Raw genomic sequence first — 20,464 nt, 5'->3', positions numbered from 1 at the left:
GCTGACAGCGATGTCAGCCCTTTTTCATGGTGCGGGTCAGGGGCGAGGTTACTGCTCCGGACGCAGCTCCTGATAACGGGCGGCGGTGATGAACTGGCCGAAGGTTTCACACCAGACTATCACGCTGCTGTAGCGGGCCGGATCGATCGTGGCGGGCAGCGGCACGATAAAATTGTCGAAGGTCTTCACCGGCCCGACTCGCACCATCTGATCCTTGAGGCGGGCAAAATCGGCTTCGGTCTCGACAAACTCGGGGGAGAGGTAGAGCTGGTAGTCCGGCCCGGGGGCCAACTTGCCCATCAGGCTGACGGCATCCGGCCCTATGCTCACCTTGCCTTCCCCCCAGTGCAGCCGATCGCTGTCTTGCAGATCCCGGCGAAAGGTGCCGTGGAATCTCGCCTGCTGCTGGCTGGCCGCTACCTGCTCGGTATCAGGGGCGGGTGGCGCGATCAGGATCGGCAGGGTGTAGACACCGGCGGCAAAGCCTGCCGCCGCGACCAGCAGATGGGTGCCCAGCAGCAGGGCCATGGTTTTGCGTCTCATGATATCTCGGTCGTTGATGAACAGGTGCCAGCATCATAGCAGTGGTGCTGGCTAAACCGCTTGTCATCCAGCGCAATGGAGCCGGATGTTTGCACAGCCGCGGTTGATATGGCTTACAGGCTGGCGAAATCCACCTGGGGCAGGCTTTCAAAGCCGGGGCGGGCAAACAGATAGCCCTGCATCAGGCTGATGCCCATCTCCCGCAGGCAGGCCATCTCTTCGCGGGTCTCGATCCCCTCCGCCAGCGGGGTGATCTTCAGCTCCGCAAACAGTGCCAGACAGTGGCGCACTATGGCTTGCCGGGTCGGGTCATGGTCGATGCCGCGCAGCAGGTGCATATCGAGCTTGACGATGTTGGGGTGAAAATCGGCCAGCAGGTTGAGGCCCGAGTAACCTGCGCCAAAGTCATCGATCGCCGTTTTGAAGCCGAGCGCCTGATAGTGATCGACGATGCCGCGAAGATGCTGGCTATCCTGCACCTGCTCCACCTCGGTCAGCTCGAACATGATCTGCTCGATGGGGAAGAGGTGCTCGCGGGCCGCCTGCAGGGTGGTGCGAATGCAGCGCTCCGGGCGATAGACCGCATTGGGCAGAAAGTTGATGCTCAGCATGCCCCGCATCTCGAGCCGGGCGGCCAGCGCGATGGCCTTGATCCGGCACAGCTGATCGAAACGGTAGCGGTTGCCGTCGTTGACCCGGGCAATCACGCTCTGCGCCGGCTCGTTGTTGATCCCCCGCACCAGCGCCTCATAGCCGAATATGGCGCGCTGGCTGCAATCGACGATGGGCTGGAAGGCCATGGTGAAGTCGAAGTCGAGATCGGCTTTCTCCTGACACAACTGACAGATGGCAGGGGACGGGGCGGCAGGTATATCCATGACGTTCCTCTGATTGGGCGTGGCGGCGCTGGGCACTGTCTCAAATGATAACAGCTCATCTCCCCCCTGTAGGTTCGATTAGCGCAGCGTAATCGGACGAACGAGAGGCTTTGATTACGGTTGTTGCCGTGACGCAGGGGCGGCCAGCCGGAGGGGGAAATTTGGCTGGCGGTTATGGCGGGAGAATCGATTTACGCGAATGTCCGATTACGCCTGATGGCTAATCGAACCTACTGGCTAATGATTATATTTATTCTTTGCCGCTGCTTCTTGTTGTCTATTAATGCGCATTTCGAGTTCGTCAGCTAATCCTTTTGGTATCGTATCTGATTTTCTTGGAAAACGTTCTTCTGGTGGGGTTCCTCTTCCAATACATCCGTTTTCAAAGTTTATTTCTGTAATTGCTGAACAGCGGTCAGCATTTTCGCGTAGTAGATAAAATAACTGACCGGCATCAAGAGATATAGCCTGAACGGAAAATCTCCCATCTGACTGGAGTAAATGGAAACGAATTTCAGTCCGAGGTGCTGGTTGGTTTTTATTGACGTATGTGAGCATTTCCAAAGAGCTCCGATAAGAGTCATCTTCATCTAAAAGTGGAATTATATCGAAGGTTAATAACTGACTTCCGGGATGTAGTATGGCATCAGAATCATTCCTAAGTCTCACTTTTGTCGCTGCAGCTAAGTATTCACTATCAACCCATGCTTTTATTAGCGATGCAGGGGCATCACCATGATTCATTGCAACTACTCTTAGTGTTGCTCCATCGAATGATGGCATTGTTAATGTTGCCTCAGATGTAGGCTTATGAATTATTTTATAGACAGCAGGAGCTGCAATGCCAATAACAGAAATAAGAGCGGTGAGAAGGGCAAGAGCGGTATTTGAGAATGGTATTAAGCTCCTCCAATCTTGATAAGAATTACATATTGAGCATATTCGAGCACCTGATGGAATATCGGATTTACATTGTTTGCAATGTGATTCCATTTTAGTAGCATTTTTTGTCACGAGACCCCCAATAGTATATTTAATAAAAAGGCGCCTCACGGCGCCGTTTTTATATCACTCACTCAACCAAAATCACTGCAACAGGGAGATATCCGCGACTTGCAGGAACAGGTTGCGCAGGTTGTTCAGCAGTGCCAGACGGTTGGCCTTGAGGGCCTCGTCGTCGGCCATCACCATCACCTCGTTGAAGAAGGTGTCGACCGGCTCGCGCAGGGCGGCCAGACGGGTGAGGGCAGCCTGATAGTCACCGGCGGCGAACAGCGGGGCCAGTTCGGCTTGCAGTTCGGCAACCTGGGTGGCCAGCGCCTTCTCGGCGGCATCGACCAGCAGTTCCGGTTTGACGGCAGTCGGCAGTTCGCCTTCGACCTTGGCCAGAATGTTGCTCACGCGCTTGTTGGCGGCAGCCAGTGCCAGTGCGGCATCCAGCGTGCGGAAGTGGCTGACGGCCTTGACGCGACGATCGAAGTCGAGCGGACGGGTCGGGCGGCGGGCCAGTACGGCCAGCACCACGTCGGCACCGATGCCTTCGTCCTGATAGGCGGCACGGAAGCGGCCCAGCATAAAGTCGACCACGTCGGTGACGACGGTTTTGTTGGTCAGCTTGTCGCCGTAGACGCGTACCGCTTCTTCAACCAGTTCAACCAGATCCAGATCCAGCTGCTTCTCGGTCATGATGCGCAGGGCGCCGATGGCGGCGCGACGCAGGGCGAACGGGTCCTTGTCACCCTTGGGCAGCATGCCGATGCCGAAGATACCGGCCAGGGTGTCGAACTTGTCGGCCAGCGCAACGGCGCAGGCAACCAGACCGGACGGCAGGGCATCACCGGCAAAGCGCGGCATGTACTGCTCGTTGAGGGCCACAGCCACTGCTTCGTCTTCGCCATCGTGACGGGCGTAGTGCATCCCCATGACACCCTGGGTGTCGGTGAACTCGCCGACCATGTTGGTCATCAGGTCACACTTGGAGAGCAGACCGGCACGCTTGGCCTGAGCCACGTCGGCGCCGATACGCTCGGCGATAAAGCCGGCAACGGTCTCGATGCGCTCGACCTTGGCCTTGACGGTACCCAGCTGTTGCTGGAACAGCACGGTTTCAAGGCGCGGCAGGCGGGAGGCCAGAGTCTGTTTGAGGTCGGTCTTGAAGAAGAACTCGGCGTCAGAGAGGCGGGGGCGAACCACCTTCTCGTTGCCGCTGATGATCTGGCTCGGGTCTTTGGACTCGATGTTGGTGACGAAGATGAACTTCGGCAGCAGCTTGCCGTTCTTGTCGTAGACCGGGAAGTACTTCTGGTCACCCTTCATGGTGTGCACCAGCGCCTCAGCCGGAACGGCCAGGAACTTCTCTTCGAAGTTGGCGGTCAGCACCACAGGCCACTCGACCAGTGCGGTCACTTCTTCCAGCAGGGCGTCGTCCAGATCGGCCACGCCACCGAAAGCGGCAGCTGCCGCTTCGACGTCAGCCTTGATCTTGGCCTTGCGCGCCATGAAGTCGGCAATCACCATGCCGCGCTCCTGCAGGATCTGCGGGTACTGGCTGGCGTTGTCGATGGTGAACTCGCTCTCGCCCATAAAGCGGTGGCCGCGAAGGGTGCGGGCAGAGTCGATACCCAGAATGTGAGCGGGGACCAGCTCGCCATCCAGCAGCAGGGTCACGGTGAAGACCGGACGCACGAACTGGATGGTCTTGTCGCCCCAGCGCATCATCTTCGGGATCGGCAGCTTGGCCAGCGCAGAGGCGACCAGTTCACCCAGCAGATCGACGGCCGGACGGCCTTCGACCTTGGCGGTGTGAACCAGCCACTCGCCCTTGTCGGTGACCAGACGCTCGGCCTGCTCAACGGTGATGCCGTTGCCACGGGCCCAGCCTTCGGCAGCCTTGGTCGGCTTGCCTTCGGCATCGAACGCCTGCGCTACGGCCGGGCCGCGCTTCTCGACGCTCTTGCTCGGCTGTTCGCCAGCCAGCTCGCTCACCTTGAGGGCCAGACGGCGCGGTGAGGCAAACCACTCGACGTCGCCAAAGGCCAGATCGGCCTTGGTCAGTTCGGCTTTGAAGTTGTCGGCAAAGGCTTCGGCCAGGGAGCGCAGGGCTTTGGGCGGCAGCTCAGCAGTACCGATCTCTACCAGAAATGTATGTTGTGCCATGTCCGTTCCTTAACCTTGCTTGTTCTCACTGCGCTGACACATAGGGAAGCCCAGCGCTTCGCGGGAGGCGTAGTATGCCTCTGCCACGGCCTTGGTCAGGGTGCGAATGCGCAGGATGTAGCGCTGACGCTCGGTGACCGAGATGGCCTTGCGGGCATCCAGCAGGTTGAAGGAGTGAGCGGCTTTGAGGATGCGCTCGTAGGCAGGCAGCGGCAGCGGTTTTTCCAGTGCCAGCAGATTCTGGGCTTCCTTCTCGTACTGCTCGAAGCAGTGGAACAGGAACTCCACATCGGCGTGTTCGAAGTTGTAGGTGGATTGCTCCACTTCGTTCTGGTGGAACACGTCGCCGTAGGTGGTCTTGCCCAGCGGGCCGTCAGACCAGACCAGATCGTAGACGCTGTCCACGCCCTGAATGTACATGGCCAGACGCTCGAGACCGTAGGTGATCTCGCCGGTGACCGGCTTGCACTCGAGGCCGCCAACCTGCTGGAAGTAGGTGAACTGGGTCACTTCCATGCCGTTCAGCCACACTTCCCAACCCAGACCCCAGGCACCCAGAGTCGGGTTTTCCCAGTTGTCTTCCACGAAGCGGATGTCATGGATTTCAGGATCCATGCCCAGCTCTTTCAGGGAGCCCAGATAGAGTTCCTGAATGTTGTCGGGGGAAGGCTTGATGATCACCTGGAACTGGTAGTAGTGCTGCAGGCGGTTCGGGTTTTCACCGTAGCGGCCGTCAGTCGGACGGCGGGACGGTTGCACGTAAGCGCAGGCGATGGGCTCCGGGCCCAGGGCACGCAGACAGGTCATGGGGTGGGAAGTACCGGCACCCACTTCCATATCCAGCGGCTGAATGATGGTACAGCCCTGGCGGGACCAATAGTCCTGCAGCTGCAGGATCAGGCCCTGAAAGGTTTTGACATCGAATTTTTGCATAATTTTTTTCGCGCGAAGTGAAAATCAGAGCAAGATTTGCTGAATGTGAACCGAGGGAGTATACCGTCTGGCATGGTCGGATAATAGGCGAAATTGCAGCGGATTCGCGGGATGGTGCTGCGCTGTGGCTGGTCGGGCGGGATGTCCGGTATATGATGTGAGCAGTGCCGCCTGCAGAGTGGGCAGGGTTGGGCAAACCGCTGAAATAACGAGGGAGAGGAAATGGAACTGCGCTGCGCCTGGGTGACCAAGGACCCGGAATACATTGAATACCATGACAAACAGTGGGGCAGGCCGGTCTATGACGCCCGCGAGCTGTTTGCCAAGCTTTGCCTCGACGGCCAGCAGGCGGGGCTGTCGTGGATCACCATCCTCAAGCGCACCGAGAGCTACTACCGCGCCTATGCCGACTTTGATCCGGTGCAGATTGCCCGCTTCGACGAGCAGGATGTGGAGCGGTTGATGCAGGACACCGGCATTATCCGCAACCGGCTCAAGGTGCAGTCGATCATCAGAAATGCCCGCGCTTATCTGGCGTTGCAGGAGCAGGGGATCGACTTCGCCGACTACCTGTGGGGCTTTGTTGGCGGTGCCCCCATCGTCAACCAGCGGCAGGGTAACGGCGATATTCCGGCGACCTCACCGGAGTCGGATGCCATGTCGAAAGCGCTCAAGAAGCTCGGCTTCAACTTCGTCGGCAGCACCATCTGTTACGCCTTTATGCAGGCGGTGGGAATGGTGAACGATCATCTGGTCAGCTGTCCTTGCCATGCCGAGTGTCAGTTACCGCGCTGACAGCCCGCCGATTGGCCAAAAAAACACCACTCTCGCCATCTGTTCAGGCTTGCGTCAGACAATGGCGTGCCAGCGCGTTACAATCCGGCCCCCGGCATGGTGCCGGATTGTTTTCACAGAGGTTTTTTCATGCGAGCCAAGATCCTGGTGCCTGCTCTGGCACTGACCGTTGCCCTGAGCGGCTGTACCACCAACCCCTACACAGGTGAATCCCAGACCTCTAAAGGTGCCTGGGGCGCGCTGGCTGGCGCCGCTGCCGGTGCGGCTGTAGGTGCGCTCTCCTCCAGCAAGGGTGACCGCAAGAAGGGCATCCTGACCGGCGTTGCTGCTGGCGCGGCGCTGGGTGGCGGTATCGGCTACTACATGGACGTGCAGGAAGCCAAGCTGCGCGAGAAGCTGCAAGGCACTGGCGTCAGCGTGACCCGCAATGGCAATGAGCTGATCCTCAACATGCCGAACAACGTCACCTTCGATAGCTCCAGCTCCCAGCTGAAAGCGGCCGGTGCCAACACCCTCTCCGGCGTGGCCATGGTGGTTGCCGAGTTCGACAAGACCCGCCTGAACGTGGTCGGTCACACCGACAGCACAGGTTCCCGCGATCTGAACATGAAGCTCTCCCGCGATCGTGCCGATGCCGTTGCCGCCCAGCTGATTGGTCAGGGCGTAGCAGGTAGCCGCATCTCCACCACCGGCGTGGGCCCGGATCAGCCGGTTGCTACCAACAGCACCGCCGCTGGCAAAGCCCAGAACCGCCGCGTGACCATTACCCTGACCCCGACCGCCTAAGTCGTTCAGGTTTCGGTAACGAAAAGGCCCCGCCAGTGATGGCGGGGCCTTTTGCTATCTCAAGCTCAAGCCGGGAAAGGCTTAGACAGCTGCAGTCAGCTGTACTTCGACCTTGTAGCCTTCGTGGGCGAGGCGGGCTTGTACACAGGCGCGAACCGGCGCGGTGCCAGCCGGGATCCAGGCATCCCACTGCTCGTTGAAGGCAGCGATGTCCTGAATGTCTTTAAGATAGATATTGGCCATCAGGATCTTGTCGACGCCGGAGCCGTTGGCTTCCAGCAGGCGTTGCAGGCTCGCCAGCACTTCGCGGGTCTGCTGGTGGATGTCGGCCTCTTCGCTGACGGGCACTTCCACCACATAGAGGGTGCCATTGTGGATGACCACGTCAGACCAACGCTGGGTGGTGCCAATTCGGGTAATGGTTGTCATGGAGTGCTCCGGTGCGTGGGCTTATTGACCCTTGCGGATCAGATAGCGGTAGGGGGCCTGCTCTGTCTCGCTGGCGACCAAGGTGTGATCCATAAAGCGGCAGAAACTGGGGATGTCGCGGGTGGTTGAGGGATCGTCGGCACTGACCAGCAGGGTCTCGCCATCCGCCATCAGCCGCACTTTTTTGCGAACCATCATAACGGGTTCCGGGCAACGAAGCCCGATTGCGTCCAACTCGTGGGTTGCGTCGCAGAATAAATCACTCATCTATTATCAACCTTCAACCTATTCGGCTGCCAATGATACTCAGGGCTAAAAAATAATCAAACAAACGCCCCATCAACCAGCATATGTAACCGAAATGTTATTCGGCCCTATCCAGCTTGCGCCGGACGAGTAATATAAAAATTGAACCATATTCAACAAGGAGGTGAATATGCAGGTCTCCTACGGCAGATTACAAGCCTATGCAGGCATGGGGTTCTTGTCCTTCGCCATGATAGTGATGGGCAGCCCGATCGGGAATACCGGTACCTGGTTCGGCTCCATGGTGATGGTCGGGTTGGGGCTCTGGATCGAGCTCAGCGATTACTATGACGAGGATGAGGACGAGAACGATCAATCCTGAATCGGATGACGATTCAACAACAAAGGCGGAGCAATTCCGCCTTTGTCATTTCTGCCGTTTGGCAATGTGCCCGGATCAGCGGGTCGAGCGCATCGCCCGCTCCAGATGCAGCGCCGTCTGCTCCGGGTTGGCCTTGGGGTCGTTGAAGAAGTTGCTCAGCACATCGAGGATCGCCTGCCGCATATTGGTCGGCGTCGCCATCCCTTCCGCCATGCTGGGCAGCAGGTTGTCCTGCTTTTCCGCCAGCAGGAAATCCTGATAGGAGCGGACGGCGCAGCGGTCGAACTTGCTCATGTCGGGGTTGGTCAGCGCCGGAATAGACCCCTTCACCCGATTGAACTCTTCCTGGAATTTCGGCGTCATCAGTAGCTGGGCCAGATCCCCCTGCGCCTGCAACTGGGCCGGATCCCGCTGTTTGAACATGGCGATAGAGTCGAGGTTGTAGCTGAACAGTCCGGCGCTGCCCGGGCTTGGCAGACAGGCGATATCCTCACCCGGCCGGTAGTTGCCGGCACTCAGTTCACCCTTCACCCAGTCCCCCATCAGCTGCATGGCGGCGCCACCGCTCTCCAGCAGATTGGTGGCCTGATGCCACTTCAGACCGGCGTATTTTTGCGGCACGTAGGCGCGCAGCTGCTGGAAGCGGGTCAGCACCCGCACCATGTCGGGGCCGGTCAGGGTGGCGCTGTCCTGCTCGAGGAACGCCTTGCGATAGAATTCTTTTCCGCCCTCACCGAGTGCCACCGTTTCAAACAGTACCGCCAGTTGCCAGGGCTCGTTGCCGATGGCGAGTGGGGTGATGCCCCGTTTTTTAAGCTGGTCTGCGACGGTGACAAACTGGGCCCAGTCGGTGGGCGGAGTCAGCTTGTTGCGCTCGAAGATCTTGCGGTTGAGCCACAGCCAGTTGACCCGGTGGATGCCGGTGGGCACTGCCATCAGGGCACCGTTCTGGCTGAGGGTGGCCCGCACCATGGGCGGCATCTGACTGTACCAGCCGAGGTGTTCGGCCATCGGGCTGAGATCGCGCAGGAAGCCGAGCCCGGCCCACTCCTTGAGCTCGTAACCCTTGAGGTGGGCCGCTTCTGGCGGGTTGGCCGCCAGTGCCCGGCTCTTCAATACCGTCATGGCACTCTTGCCGCCGCCTCCCTGCACTGCAAAGTCGTTCCACTGGTTGCCCTGTTTGGTCCACTCGGATTTGAGCACTTCGACCGCTTTCGCTTCGCCGCCGGACGTCCACCAGTGCAGCACTTCCACCTGGGAGGCGGCAACGGGAGCAGAGAGCAGGGCGATGACAGAAAAAGACAACCACTTCATAAGGTTACTGCCTTGGTAGGGAGAGCGTGGCCTGCAGGCCACCTTGCGGACGGTTTTCCAGCACCAGATCGCCGCCGTGGGCGTGGGCAATGTTGCGGGCGATGCCAAGGCCGAGGCCGGTGCCGGCCTGATCGGTGCTGAGCCGGTAATAGGGTTCGAAGATACGCTCGAACTGATCGTCCGGCAGGCCGGGGCCCTCATCCATGATAAAGAGGATCAGCATCTCCTCGTCATCCATGATGATGATGCGCACCCGCTGGCCATATTTGATGCCGTTGTCCACCAGATTGCCGATGCAGCGTTTGAGCGCCAGCAGCTTGCCGCGATAGGGCCACTTGCAGTGGCCTTCGATGATCAGCCGCTCGTCGTGCAGGTTCATCGACTCCGCCATCTGCTCCAGCAGGGCGTTGATGTCGATCTCCTCGATATTCTCGTGAATGTCGGTCTCTTTGACCGTCTGCAACGCTCCTTTCACCATCAGCTCCAGCTCGTCGAGATCCTTGTTGAACTTGGCGATTTGCACCTCGTCGTCGAGCAGTTCGACCCGCAGCCGCAGTCGGGTGATGGGGGTCTTGAGATCGTGGGAGATGGAGCTGAACAGCCGTTCCCGATCATCGATATAACGGCGAATGCGGTGCTGCATGATGTTGAAGGCGCGGGTGGCCGCCACGATTTCCGACGCCCCTTCCTCTTTGAGCGAAGGCTGGTCGATATCCTTGCCCAGATTGACCGCCGCCTTGGCGAGACGGCGCAGCGGGCGGGTCTGCCAGCGCACCAGCATAAAGGTGAAGAAGCAGAGGAACACCGTCATCAGGGCGATGAAACGCACCTGGTTGCTCGGCATCACGGTATCGTCGAGGGTCATGTAGGGGGCGGGCAGCAGGGCCGCCAGATAGAGCCACTCCCCCTTTTCAATCTCGATCTGGGTTACCAGTACCGGCGGATTGAGCGGCTCCAGCGACAGGGTGTAGCGGGCCCAGGAGGAGGGGAGATCCGCCAGCAGGGTGTCGTTATTGAAGACATGGAGGTCGTCGGGTCGGGAGAAATCCACCTTGATCGCCATGGCGTCGGAGAGCTTGCGGGTCAGCACTCCCTGCACCTCCTCCAGCACCTGCGTCTTGCGTTCGCTGTCGGGGATGGCGTTGATGTGGATCTCCTCTTCGTTGAGCGAGACGAAGAAGCGGCTGCCCCCCATGTTGCGCAGTTGGTCCAGCGCGATATGGCGATACTGCAGCGGCAGGGATTTGAAGAAGTTGACGGTGGAAGCGGCAGACATGGCGAGGTTGCGGGTGGTGCTGAGCATCCCCTCCAGTTCCCGCTTCTGGATCTGCTGCATCCAGATGCCGGTCAGAATGGTCTGGGAGAGCAGGATGGCCAGCAACAGCAGCAGGATCATCCGTGACAACAGGGAGCGGGGCACCAGCGCCCCCCAGGACCACTTGTTGCTCATGGCAGCTCGTGCACCTCGGCAATCAGCATGTAGCCACTGCCGCGAATGGTCTTGATGATGCGCGGGCTCTTGCCGTTGTCGCCCAGCTTCTGGCGCAGACGGCTGATCTGTACGTCGATGCCGCGTTCCATCGGCAGGCTTTCGCGGCCGCGGGTGGCATCCGAGATGGTGTCGCGATCCAGCACCACGCCGGGCTGTTGCAGGAACATGCCGAGCAGCATGGCATCGCTGCCGGAGAGATCCAGCAGGCTGCCATCATCATGGGTCAGCTGGTGGCTCAGGGTGTCGAGGGTCCACTCGGCAAAACGCAGGCGGCGGCTCGGCTCTTTCTCTTTTTCCGGCTGGCGGAATTCGGCGCGGCGCAGCAGTGCCTTGATGCGGGCCTGCAGTTCGCGGGGGCTGAACGGCTTGGCGATATAGTCGTCGGCGCCCAGTTCCAGACCGATCACCCGATCCGCTTCGTCGGAGGCTGCGGTCAGCATGATGATGGGCACCTGGGAGTCACGACGGATCTGCTGGCAGAGGGTAAAACCGTCCTCGCCGGGCATCATGATGTCCAGAATAATCAGGTCCGGGCTGTGCTGGGCGAGTTGCTGGCGCATCTCGTTGCCCTCCGCCGCCGTCAATACCTGAAAGCCCGCCCGGGTCAGGTACTCATTGAGCAGCTCGCGGATCTCTTGGTCGTCATCGACGATCAGCAGTTGTTTGCTCATTGACATATGTATGTGCATCCACCCATTTTTTTGTGCAGATTGAACCTGTCGGGGGAGTAAAAAGCAAGCAAGCCCCCTATCTAATGTGAGGTTTAAGGCAATAACAGCCTATTGATAAGATTAAAACGAAAAAAGGCCGACCCAAACGGGACGGCCAACAGACAGCTTCTGACCACTGACGAGCACCCCGTGTGGCGATCGTCACAGACTTGAAAAGGGGCCAGTCAGACTGGCCCCGAAAAGGGACAACTCTCAGTAGTGCATCCCGTCGATCAGGCTGGTTATCACACCCGTTCAAACACGGTGGCGATGCCCTGGCCCAGACCGATACACATGGTGGCAACCCCCAGGGTGGCATCCTTCTCCTCCATCAGATTGATGAGGGTGGTGGAGATGCGGGCGCCGGAGCAGCCGAGCGGGTGACCCAGCGCAATGGCGCCGCCATTCAGGTTGACCTTCTCGTCCACCAGATCCTGCAGACCCAGATCCTTCACGCAAGGCAGAGACTGGGCGGCAAACGCCTCGTTCAGCTCGAACAGGTCGATATCACCGACAGTCAGACCGGCACGTTTGAGCGCCTTCTGGGTCGCCGGCACCGGGCCGTAACCCATGATGGCGGCGTCACAGCCGGCGATGGCCATGGCACGTACCTTGGCGCGCGGCGTGAGGCCGAGGGCCTTGGCGCGATCCGCGCTCATCACCAGCATGGCGGCGGCACCATCGGACAGGGCCGAGGAGCTGCCGGCGGTGACGGTGCCGTTGACCGGATCAAACACCGGGCGCAGCTGGCTCAGGGTTTCGACCGTGGTCTCCGGGCGGATCACCTCGTCGTAGTCGTAGAAGAAGCGGGCGCCGCTGGCGTCATGGCCTTCCAGCCCGACGATCTCCTTGGCAAAACGCCCTTCCACTGTGGCGGCGTGAGCGCGGCGATGGGAGCGGGCGGCAAACTCGTCCTGCTGCTGGCGGCTGATGCCGTGCAGCTTGCCGAGCATCTCGGCGGTCAGTCCCATCATGCCGGAGGCTTTCGCCACCGACTTGGCCATGCCGGGGTGGAAGTCGACGCCGTGGCTCATCGGTACGTGACCCATGTGCTCGACGCCGCCGATGATGAAGATATCCCCGTCACCCACCTGAATGGCGCGGGAGGCGTCGTGCAGTGCCTGCATGGAGGAGCCGCACAGGCGGTTGACGGTAACCGCCCCTACCTGCTTCGGAATGCCGGCCAGCAGCGCGGCGTTGCGGGCGATGTTGAAGCCCTGCTCCAGGGTCTGCTGCACGCAGCCCCAGTAGATATCCTCGATCTCGTTCGGGTCGAGGTTGGGGTTGCGCAGCAGGATGGATTTCATCAGGTGCGCGGACAGATCTTCTGCACGCACGTTGCGGAAGGCGCCGCCCTTGGACCGGCCCATCGGGGTCCGGATACAGTCGACAATGACTACGTCTTTCATGAATGGATCTCCTTTCCGCAATCAGTAGAAGGTTTTGCCCTGGGCGGCCATCTCGCGTAAGCGGTCGCTGACGCGGTAGAGCGGGCCCAAGTCGGCATACTGGTCGGCCATGGCCACGTAGCGATCCAGACCAATGGTGTCCAGATAGCGGAACACGCCGCCGCGGAAGGGAGGGAAGCCCAGACCGTAGACCAGTGCGATGTCGGCTTCGGCTGGCGTGGCGACAATGCCCTCTTCCAGACAGAGCACCACCTCGTTGATCATCGGGATCATCATGCGAGCGATGATGGCTTCCTTGTCGAAATCCTGTTTCGGCTTGGCGATGGGGGCCAGCAGCTCGTAAGCAGTGGCGTCGGCCACCTTCTTCGGCTTGCCCTTCTTGTCCTGCTCGTAGGCGTAGAAGCCCTTGCCGTTCTTCTGACCGAAGCGGTTCACTTCGTACATCACGTCGATGGCGGTACGGCCTTCCTTGCTCATGCGTGCCGGGAAGCCTTGCGCCATCACGTCACCGGCATGGTGACCGGTGTCGATACCGACCACGTCCAGCAGGTAGGCGGGGCCCATCGGCCAACCAAACTCTTTCTCCATCACCTTGTCGACGGCGGCGAAGTCGGCGCCATCGGCGACCAGCTTGTTGAAGCCGAAGAAGTAGGGGAACAGCACGCGGTTGACGAAGAAGCCCGGGCAGTCGTTGACTACGACCGGGGACTTGCCCATGGCGGCGGCGTAGGCCACCACGCGGTTGATGGTTTCATCGGAGGTTTGCTCGCCGCGGATGATCTCCACCAGCGGCATGCGGTGCACCGGGTTGAAGAAGTGCATACCGCAGAAGTTCTGCGGGCGCTTCAGCCCCTTGGCCAGCAGGGAGATTGGGATGGTGGAGGTGTTGCTGGCGAGCACGGCGTCTTCGCCGATGATCCCTTCTACTTCGCCCAGTACGGCGGCTTTCACTTTCGGGTTTTCAACCACGGCTTCGACTACGACGTCCACACCTTTGACGCTGTCATAGCTGAGGGTCGGGGTGATGGCGGAGAGCACCTGGCCCATCTTGATGCCGTCGATGCGGCCCTTTTCGAGCTGGCCGTTGAGCAGCTTGGTGGCTTCACCCATGCCAAGTGCCAGCGCCTTCTCGTTGATATCCTTCATCACCGCCGGAATGCCCTTGCTGGCAGACTGGTAGGCGATGCCGCCCCCCATGATGCCGGCACCCAGTACGGCGGCGTGGCCAGTGGCCTTAGCAGCCTGCTTGGCCGCCTTCTTGGCCAGCGCCTTAATGTGCTGATCGTTGAGGAAGATGCCGACCAGCGCCTTGGCGACATCGGTCTTGGCCAGCTTGATGAAGCCTTGCGCCTCGGCCACCAGAGCTTCGTCACGGCCCATACCTGCGGCGGCCTCGACGGTTTTCACCGCGGTCATCGGCGCCGGATAGTGTTTGCCCGCCACGGCGGCAACCATGCCAGCGGCGGTGGTGAAGCTCATCATGGCTTCCAGTTTGGAGAGGCGCAGCGGCGCTTTTTTGGCGGCGCGACGGCTCTGCCAGTCCAGCTTGCCCGCGATGGCGTCCTTGATCATCTGCAGCGCAGCGCTCTGCAGTACGTCGGGTGCGACCACGGCATCTATGGCGCCCACCTTGAGGGCGTCATCGGCGCGGTAATCCTTGCCGGTGGTGATCCACTCGAGCGCGTTGTCGGCGCCGATCACTCGCGGCAGGCGGACTGTGCCGCCAAAGCCCGGCATTATGCCGAGTTTGGTCTCGGGCAGGCCAATCTTGGCGCTGGTGTCAGCCAGACGGAAGTCGGTTGAGAGAATGGTCTCGCAGCCGCCGCCCAGAGCGTGGCCCTTGATGGCGGAGAGGGTCGGAACCGGCAAATCTTCGATGGCGTTGAAGATGTCGTTGGCCTTTTTCAGCCAGCCGAGCAGATCTTCTTGCGGCAGATCGAACAGTTCCAGGAATTCGGTAATGTCGGCACCGACGATAAAGGCGTCTTTGCCGGAGGTGAGGATCAGACCTTTTAGTTCACGTTCTTGTTGTAATGCGGCGATCGCTTCGCTCAGGGAGAGCAGGGTAGCGCGATCCAGCTTGTTGACTGAACCCGGGGCATCAAACCTCAGCTCGGCGATGCCGTTTTCGAGGTAGCTGACCGACAGGGTTTCGCCTTGGTAGATCATGAGAGTGTCTCCTTGTTCCCACTCAGTGGGGAGTGGTGCTCCTTAATCCCCAGCAGGGGGCGAGGCTCACTATTGATCCAAAAGGAGACATTTTCAACACCTATTTAAAACATTTGTTTAACAGATCTCGAGTAAAAGCTCTTCATCACAAAACGGGCAAAAGAGAGGCGCCTTGCGGCGCCCCGGATAGATGTGAGTTTGCTATCAACTGGCCAGTTCAGGCCGGTTGCGATACTGGTTAAGCACCTCGGGATCGGCGAGGGCATGGGTGTTGTTGACCGGCCGATTGTGCACCACTTCCCGCACCGCCAGTTCGACGATCTTGCCGGACTTGGTGCGGGGGATGGCATCCACCTGCAGGATGCGGGAGGGCACGTGGCGGGCGGTGCAGTGCTGCTTTATTTGCTGGCGGATCCGCTCGCGCAGCGGCTCATCCAGCTTGCAACCCACCTTGAGCTTGACGAACAGCACCACCCGTTCGTCTTGCTGCCACTGCTGGCCGATGACGATGCTCTCCTCCACCTCGTCCAGCTGTTCGACATAGCGGTAGATCTCGCTGGTGCCGATACGCACGCCGCCCGGGTTGAGGGTGGCGTCAGAGCGGCCGTAGAACAGAATGCCGCCGGTCGGGGTCAACTCGATCCAGTCGCCGTGGCACCAGATGTTGTCGAACCGCTCGAAGTAGGCGGCGTGGTACTTGTCACCATTCTCGTCGCCCCAGAAGTAGATGGGCTGGGCCGGGAACGGCTTGGTGCAGACCAGCTCGCCCTTCTCCCCCTGCACCGGCTGGCCCGCTTCGTTGAACACCTGCACCGCGAGGCCGAGGCCGCGCCCCTGGCTCTCGCCGCGATAGACAGGGCTGAGCGGGTTGCCGATGACGAAGCAGGAGCAGATGTCGGTGCCGCCTGAGATGGAGCTGAGCTGCACATCCTGCTTTATCTGCTGGTAGACGTAGTCAAATCCCTCCGGCGACAGCACAGAGCCGGTGCTGCAGATCAGCCGCAGGTGTGGCAAGTCGTGGGTCTTGATCGGGGCATAACCCTGCTTGTGCAGCGCATCCAGGTATTTGGCCGAGGTGCCGAACAAGCTGACCTGCTCGTCGCGGGCCAGATCCCACAGCACATTGCCATCCGGGTAAAACGGCGAGCCGTCATAGAGCACCAGAGTGGCGCCGGAGGCGAGCGCGCTTACCAGCCAGTTCCACATCATCCAGCCGCAGGTGGTGAAGTAGAAGATGCGCTCCCCCGGCTTGATGTCGCAGTGCAGCTGGTGCTCTTTCAGGTGCTGCAGCAGGGTGCCGCCAATGCCGTGCACGATGCACTTGGGTTTGCCGGTGGTACCGGAGGAGTAGAGGATGTAGAGCGGATCGTTGAAAGCCATGGGTTCGAACTGGAGGCTGGCGTCCGGCTGGCTCGCCAGCAGTTGCTGCCAGTCGTGACCAAGCTGCAGCGGGTTGCCGAGCAGCGGGATCATCACCGTCTGCTCTATGCTGCCGATCTGGCTGACGACCCCTACTACTTTGTCCTGAATATCGATAGCTTTGCCGTTGTAGCGATAGCCATCCACCGCAAACAGCACCCGCGGCTGGGTCTGGCCGAAGCGCTCTACCACACTGGCTTCACCGAAGTCGGGGCTGGTGGAGGTCCAGATCGCCCCGAGACTGGTGGTTGCCAGCATGGCTACCACGGTTTCCGGAATATTGGGCAGATAGGCGGCGACCACATCGCCACGACCAATCCCCTGATGACGCAGCCACTGAGCCAGCCGGGCAACCTGATCACTCAGCTCACCCCAGCTAAGAGTACGGCTTGGACTCCCTTCGATACGGGAGATGATGGCCGGGCTCTCGTCCTGACGGCGCAGCAGGTTTTCGGCGAAGTTGAGGCTGCTGTCGGGGAACCAGCGGGTGCGCTGCATATCCTGACGGTTCTCCGCCACTATGTTGCCGAGCTCGCCCTTGACGCCGCAGTGCTGCCATACCAGCGGCCAGAAACGGGTGGTCTTCTCCACCGACCATTGATAAAGCTGCGGGTAGTTCTGCAACTGCAAGCCGTGGAAACGGTTCACCTCCGCCATAAAACGGTAGAGGTTGGATTGCTGCATCCCGAGCGGATCCGGTTGCCACAGGCAGAGGTTGTCCATGAGTAATCCCTGACTTCATGTATCTACCGGCAGTGTATTGAATTGTTTTTGATTTGTTAATAATTGGTTTTCTGTTGATAACAAACACGTTTGTAACGTATGCGTTACCTCACGAAGCGGCAGCTTGACGGGTCGAGCCGCCAAGCGCTTGATGTTATGCTGCAATCACATTCACCTCGGAGCAGGACGCCATGAGCAGCTACAGCCAACTTTTTGCCCAGCACCTCGATATCTTGCAGCAGCGCACCCGCGACATTCTGCAACAACAGGGGCTCAGCGGACTGGCCATCCACTCCGGCCAGACTCACCGCATCTTCCTCGATGATCAGGATTACCCGTTCAAGGTAAACCCCCACTTCAAGGCCTGGTTGCCGGTGCTGGACAATCCCCACTGCTGGCTGCTGGTGGACGGGGTGAACAAACCGGTATTGCTGTTCTATCGCCCGGTGGATTTCTGGCACAAAGCAGCGGATCTGCCCAATGCCTTCTGGGTCGAGTTCTTCGATATCCGCTTCCTGACCCGACCGGAACAAGTCGCCGATCATCTGCCGGGCAACAAGCAGGAGTGGGCCTATCTGGGCGGTCATCTGGAAGTGGCCGAGCTGCTTGGTCTGACCCAGCCCAATCCGGAGGCTGTGCTCAACTACCTGCACTATCACCGTGCCTACAAGACCCCCTACGAGCTGGAGTGCCTGCGCGAGGCGAACCGCATCGGTGTCCGTGGTCATATCGCGGCCAAGGACTCTTTTATGGCAGGGGCGAGCGAGTTCGAAATCAATCTGGCCTACATGAAAGCGGTCGGGCAGGGGGCCAATGAGGCGCCCTACGGCAATATCGTCGCGATCAACCGTAATGCGGCCATCCTTCACTACACTCATTTGTCTGCCGTGCGGGTGCCCGATGCGGAGCGCCACTCTTTCCTGATCGATGCCGGTGTCGATTTTCACGGTTATGCCTCCGACATCACCCGTACCTGGGCGTGGCGGCGAGGCGAGTTTGCTGATCTGATTGCCGCCCTCGACGAGCAGCAGCAGGAAATCATCAAGGAGATCAAACCGGGTCGCCGCTACAGCGAGCTGCACCTGCAGATGCACCACAAGCTGGCGCGCCTGCTGCAAGCGACCGAGTTGGTGGATATGTCGGTGGACGAGATGATCAACACCGGGGTGACCAACGTCTTCTTCCCCCACGGCCTCGGCCACTTCCTCGGTTTGCAGGTACACGATGCGGGTGGTTTCATGCAGGATGAGCGCGGCACCCACCTGGCGGCGCCCGAGCTGTTCCCCTATCTGCGCTGCACCCGGGTGATGGAGGTGGGTCAGGTGTTCACCATCGAGCCGGGCATCTACTTCATCGACAGTTTGCTGGAGCCGCTGCGTCAGGGCGAACAGGGCAAACGGGTCAACTGGAACAAGGTGGAGGCGCTGCGTCCGTTCGGCGGCATCCGCATCGAAGACAACATAGTGCTGCACGCCAACGGGGTGGAGAACATGACCAGACAAGCAGGACTCTGATGGCTGCTGCGTACTCCATTCCGGCCGCTTCATTGGAGATCAGCGAAGAGATCAAGAAGAGCCGCTTCATTACCCTGATCGCCCACACCCCGACCGTCGAGGCGGCCAAGGGGTGGGTCAACGAGATCAAGCGTCAACATCCGACCGCTCGCCATCACTGCTGGGCCTTTGTGGCGGGCGCACCGCAAGATAGTCAGGTCTATGGCTTCAGTGATGATGGCGAACCCTCCGGTACCGCAGGCAAGCCGATCCTGGCCCAGTTGATGGGCTCGGGGCTCGGTGAAATCTGCGCCGTGGTAGTGCGTTACTACGGCGGCATCCAGCTTGGTACCGGTGGACTGGTCAAAGCCTATGGGGGCGGCGTCGGTGCCGCCCTCAAGCAGCTGCCTACCCTGCTCAAGGTGCCGCGCACTCCCTCTCTCATTCACTGCGATTACGGTGACATGGGGACGGTCGAGTCGCTGATCAGCAGCCATAATGGCGAATTGCTGGCGGCCGATTACGGTCAGCAGGTCATCTTGCAGGTGGCGTGGGAGTCCTCGGTTTGGGCTCAGGTGGACCGTGAATTGACCGACCGGACTCATGGGCGGGTATCCCTCAGCCCCTTAGATGGCTAGAATCCATCGCTCTTTAATTGGGGAAAGGGAGCTGTAATGCACATTCTGAGCATTATTCGCATTGTTGGCCTGCTGGTTGCGCTGTTCAGCTCGACCATGCTGTTGCCTGCACTGGTGGCCTTTGGCTATCGGGATGGTGGTGGTGCCGAGTTCGTCAGCTCTTTTCTGATCGCCCTGCTGCTCGGCGTGGTGCTCTGGTTTCCCAATCGCTATCACAAGAAGGAGATGCGCTCGAAAGAGGGTTTCCTCATCGTGGTGCTGTTCTGGACTGTGCTGGGCAGTGTGGGGGCTGTGCCCTTCATCATGAGCGACGTGCCGGACATGTCGGTCTCGGAGGCCTTCTTCGAATCTTTTTCCGGCCTGACCACCACTGGCGCAACGGTACTGACCGGGCTCGATAATCTGCCCAAGGCGTTTCTGTTCTATCGCCAGCTGCTGCAGTGGCTGGGGGGCATGGGGATCATCGTACTGGCGGTGGCCATTCTGCCACTGCTGGGTATCGGGGGCATGCAGCTCTATCGCGCCGAGATCCCGGGGCCGGTGAAGGATACCAAGGTGACGCCGCGCATCGCCGAAACGGCCAAGGCGCTCTGGTTCATCTATCTGCTGCTCACCGCACTCTGTGCGCTGGCCTACTGGCTCGCCGGGATGACGCTGTTCGATGCGGTCTGCCATTCGTTCTCGACTCTGTCGGTCGGTGGCTTCTCCACTCACGATGCCAGCATCGGTTTCTTCAACAGTCCGGTCATCAACCTGATTACCGTGGTGTTCCTGCTGCTGGCCAGCGTGAACTTTGCGCTCCACTTTACCGTTTTCTCACACCGCCCGGTGCGGCTCGGTCGCTACCTCTACGATTCTGAACTCAAGGTGTTTCTGGCCATCCAGGCGACCCTGGTGATGATCTGCTTTGTCGCCTTGCTGACCCACGGACACTACGCCACCTGGCAAG

Annotated in this window: 19 protein-coding genes (1 of these 19 only partly in view); 6 read left to right on the top strand and 13 right to left on the bottom strand. The window is 59.9% G+C overall.

The genetic code is table 11. From position 1 onward, the window contains the following. Positions 1-48: 48 nt before the first annotated feature. The 5 genes from I6L49_RS15390 to glyQ form a co-directional block, all read right to left on the bottom strand. Positions 49-543: a DM13 domain-containing protein gene (locus I6L49_RS15390; protein WP_216949865.1), complete on the bottom strand. Its 495-nt coding sequence runs from the start codon at positions 541-543 to the stop codon at positions 49-51. A gap of 113 nt (positions 544-656) precedes the next feature. Then, a complete protein-coding gene (locus I6L49_RS15385; RefSeq protein WP_216949864.1) occupies positions 657-1,421 on the bottom strand; it encodes an EAL domain-containing protein in 765 nt (254 codons plus the stop codon). Between the two features lie 237 nt (positions 1,422-1,658). Beyond that, complete coding sequence (locus I6L49_RS15380) at positions 1,659-2,435, bottom strand: hypothetical protein (protein WP_216949863.1); 777 nt, start codon at positions 2,433-2,435, stop codon at positions 1,659-1,661. A gap of 72 nt (positions 2,436-2,507) precedes the next feature. Further along, positions 2,508-4,577: a glycine--tRNA ligase subunit beta gene (glyS, locus tag I6L49_RS15375; protein WP_042032766.1), complete on the bottom strand. Its 2,070-nt coding sequence runs from the start codon at positions 4,575-4,577 to the stop codon at positions 2,508-2,510. Between the two features lie 9 nt (positions 4,578-4,586). Continuing rightward, the gene (glyQ, locus tag I6L49_RS15370) at positions 4,587-5,510 is read right to left on the bottom strand and encodes a glycine--tRNA ligase subunit alpha (RefSeq protein ID WP_005339464.1); all 924 of its coding nucleotides are present in this window, start codon (positions 5,508-5,510) and stop codon (positions 4,587-4,589) included. Between the two features lie 222 nt (positions 5,511-5,732). On the opposite strand from glyQ, the gene I6L49_RS15365 reads away from it, so the two are divergent. Together I6L49_RS15365 and I6L49_RS15360 are read left to right on the top strand one after the other, a co-directional pair. After that, positions 5,733-6,305 (top strand): DNA-3-methyladenine glycosylase I, encoded by a 573-nt coding sequence (locus tag I6L49_RS15365; protein ID WP_107683489.1) that lies wholly within the window; start codon positions 5,733-5,735, stop codon positions 6,303-6,305. Positions 6,306-6,434: 129 nt separating this feature from the next. Next, positions 6,435-7,091: an OmpA family lipoprotein gene (locus tag I6L49_RS15360; protein WP_005339468.1), complete on the top strand. Its 657-nt coding sequence runs from the start codon at positions 6,435-6,437 to the stop codon at positions 7,089-7,091. An 81-nt stretch (positions 7,092-7,172) separates the two neighbouring features. Here I6L49_RS15360 and I6L49_RS15355 read toward each other — a convergent pair whose 3' ends face one another. Both I6L49_RS15355 and tusA read right to left on the bottom strand, forming a co-directional pair. Next, positions 7,173-7,520: a RidA family protein gene (locus I6L49_RS15355; RefSeq protein WP_005355943.1), complete on the bottom strand. Its 348-nt coding sequence runs from the start codon at positions 7,518-7,520 to the stop codon at positions 7,173-7,175. Between the two features lie 21 nt (positions 7,521-7,541). Continuing rightward, the gene (gene tusA, locus I6L49_RS15350) at positions 7,542-7,787 is read right to left on the bottom strand and encodes a sulfurtransferase TusA (protein WP_005342448.1); all 246 of its coding nucleotides are present in this window, start codon (positions 7,785-7,787) and stop codon (positions 7,542-7,544) included. Positions 7,788-7,956: 169 nt separating this feature from the next. On the opposite strand from tusA, the gene I6L49_RS15345 reads away from it, so the two are divergent. Further along, a complete protein-coding gene (locus tag I6L49_RS15345; RefSeq protein WP_005339471.1) occupies positions 7,957-8,148 on the top strand; it encodes a hypothetical protein in 192 nt (63 codons plus the stop codon). A gap of 75 nt (positions 8,149-8,223) precedes the next feature. On the opposite strand, the gene I6L49_RS15340 is transcribed toward I6L49_RS15345, so the two are convergent. From I6L49_RS15340 to I6L49_RS15315, 6 genes are all read right to left on the bottom strand, one after another. Beyond that, on the bottom strand, positions 8,224-9,462 hold the full coding sequence (locus I6L49_RS15340; RefSeq protein WP_216949862.1) for an ABC transporter substrate-binding protein: 1,239 nt from the start codon (positions 9,460-9,462) through the stop codon (positions 8,224-8,226). Positions 9,463-9,466: 4 nt separating this feature from the next. Further along, on the bottom strand, positions 9,467-10,912 hold the full coding sequence (locus tag I6L49_RS15335; RefSeq protein ID WP_162518398.1) for an ATP-binding protein: 1,446 nt from the start codon (positions 10,910-10,912) through the stop codon (positions 9,467-9,469). After that, positions 10,909-11,631 carry a response regulator gene (locus I6L49_RS15330; protein ID WP_005339475.1) on the bottom strand — a complete coding sequence of 241 codons (723 nt, stop codon included), beginning with the start codon at positions 11,629-11,631 and terminating at the stop codon, positions 10,909-10,911. The genes I6L49_RS15335 and I6L49_RS15330 overlap by 4 nt, the downstream gene beginning before the upstream one ends. 278 nt (positions 11,632-11,909) lie before the next feature. Then, positions 11,910-13,094 (bottom strand): acetyl-CoA C-acyltransferase FadA, encoded by a 1,185-nt coding sequence (gene fadA, locus I6L49_RS15325; protein WP_198868326.1) that lies wholly within the window; start codon positions 13,092-13,094, stop codon positions 11,910-11,912. Next, positions 13,095-15,242 carry a fatty acid oxidation complex subunit alpha FadB gene (gene fadB / locus I6L49_RS15320; RefSeq protein ID WP_216949861.1) on the bottom strand — a complete coding sequence of 716 codons (2,148 nt, stop codon included), beginning with the start codon at positions 15,240-15,242 and terminating at the stop codon, positions 13,095-13,097. Between the two features lie 204 nt (positions 15,243-15,446). Continuing rightward, a complete protein-coding gene (locus tag I6L49_RS15315; protein ID WP_204384854.1) occupies positions 15,447-17,384 on the bottom strand; it encodes an acetoacetate--CoA ligase in 1,938 nt (645 codons plus the stop codon). Positions 17,385-17,575: 191 nt separating this feature from the next. On the opposite strand from I6L49_RS15315, the gene pepQ reads away from it, so the two are divergent. The 3 genes in view from pepQ to I6L49_RS15300 are tightly spaced (at most 36 nt apart) and all read left to right on the top strand, a layout consistent with a single transcriptional unit that may run on beyond the window. Beyond that, a complete protein-coding gene (gene pepQ, locus I6L49_RS15310; protein WP_216949860.1) occupies positions 17,576-18,898 on the top strand; it encodes a Xaa-Pro dipeptidase in 1,323 nt (440 codons plus the stop codon). Continuing rightward, positions 18,898-19,515 (top strand): YigZ family protein, encoded by a 618-nt coding sequence (locus I6L49_RS15305; protein WP_204384856.1) that lies wholly within the window; start codon positions 18,898-18,900, stop codon positions 19,513-19,515. The genes pepQ and I6L49_RS15305 overlap by 1 nt, the downstream gene beginning before the upstream one ends. Before the next feature lie 36 nt (positions 19,516-19,551). Next, a protein-coding gene (locus I6L49_RS15300) for a TrkH family potassium uptake protein (protein ID WP_005339482.1) crosses the window boundary here: on the top strand, positions 19,552-20,464 show its 5' portion. 545 nt of this gene lie beyond the right edge of the window; only the first 913 of its 1,458 coding nucleotides appear in the window; its start codon is at positions 19,552-19,554; its stop codon lies off the right edge, out of view.

The organism is Aeromonas sp. FDAARGOS 1419 (assembly GCF_019047045.1).
Classification (GTDB): domain Bacteria; phylum Pseudomonadota; class Gammaproteobacteria; order Enterobacterales; family Aeromonadaceae; genus Aeromonas; species Aeromonas veronii.
Note: the sequence above shows the minus strand (reverse complement) of the source record. Positions and strands in the feature narration are given on the sequence as shown.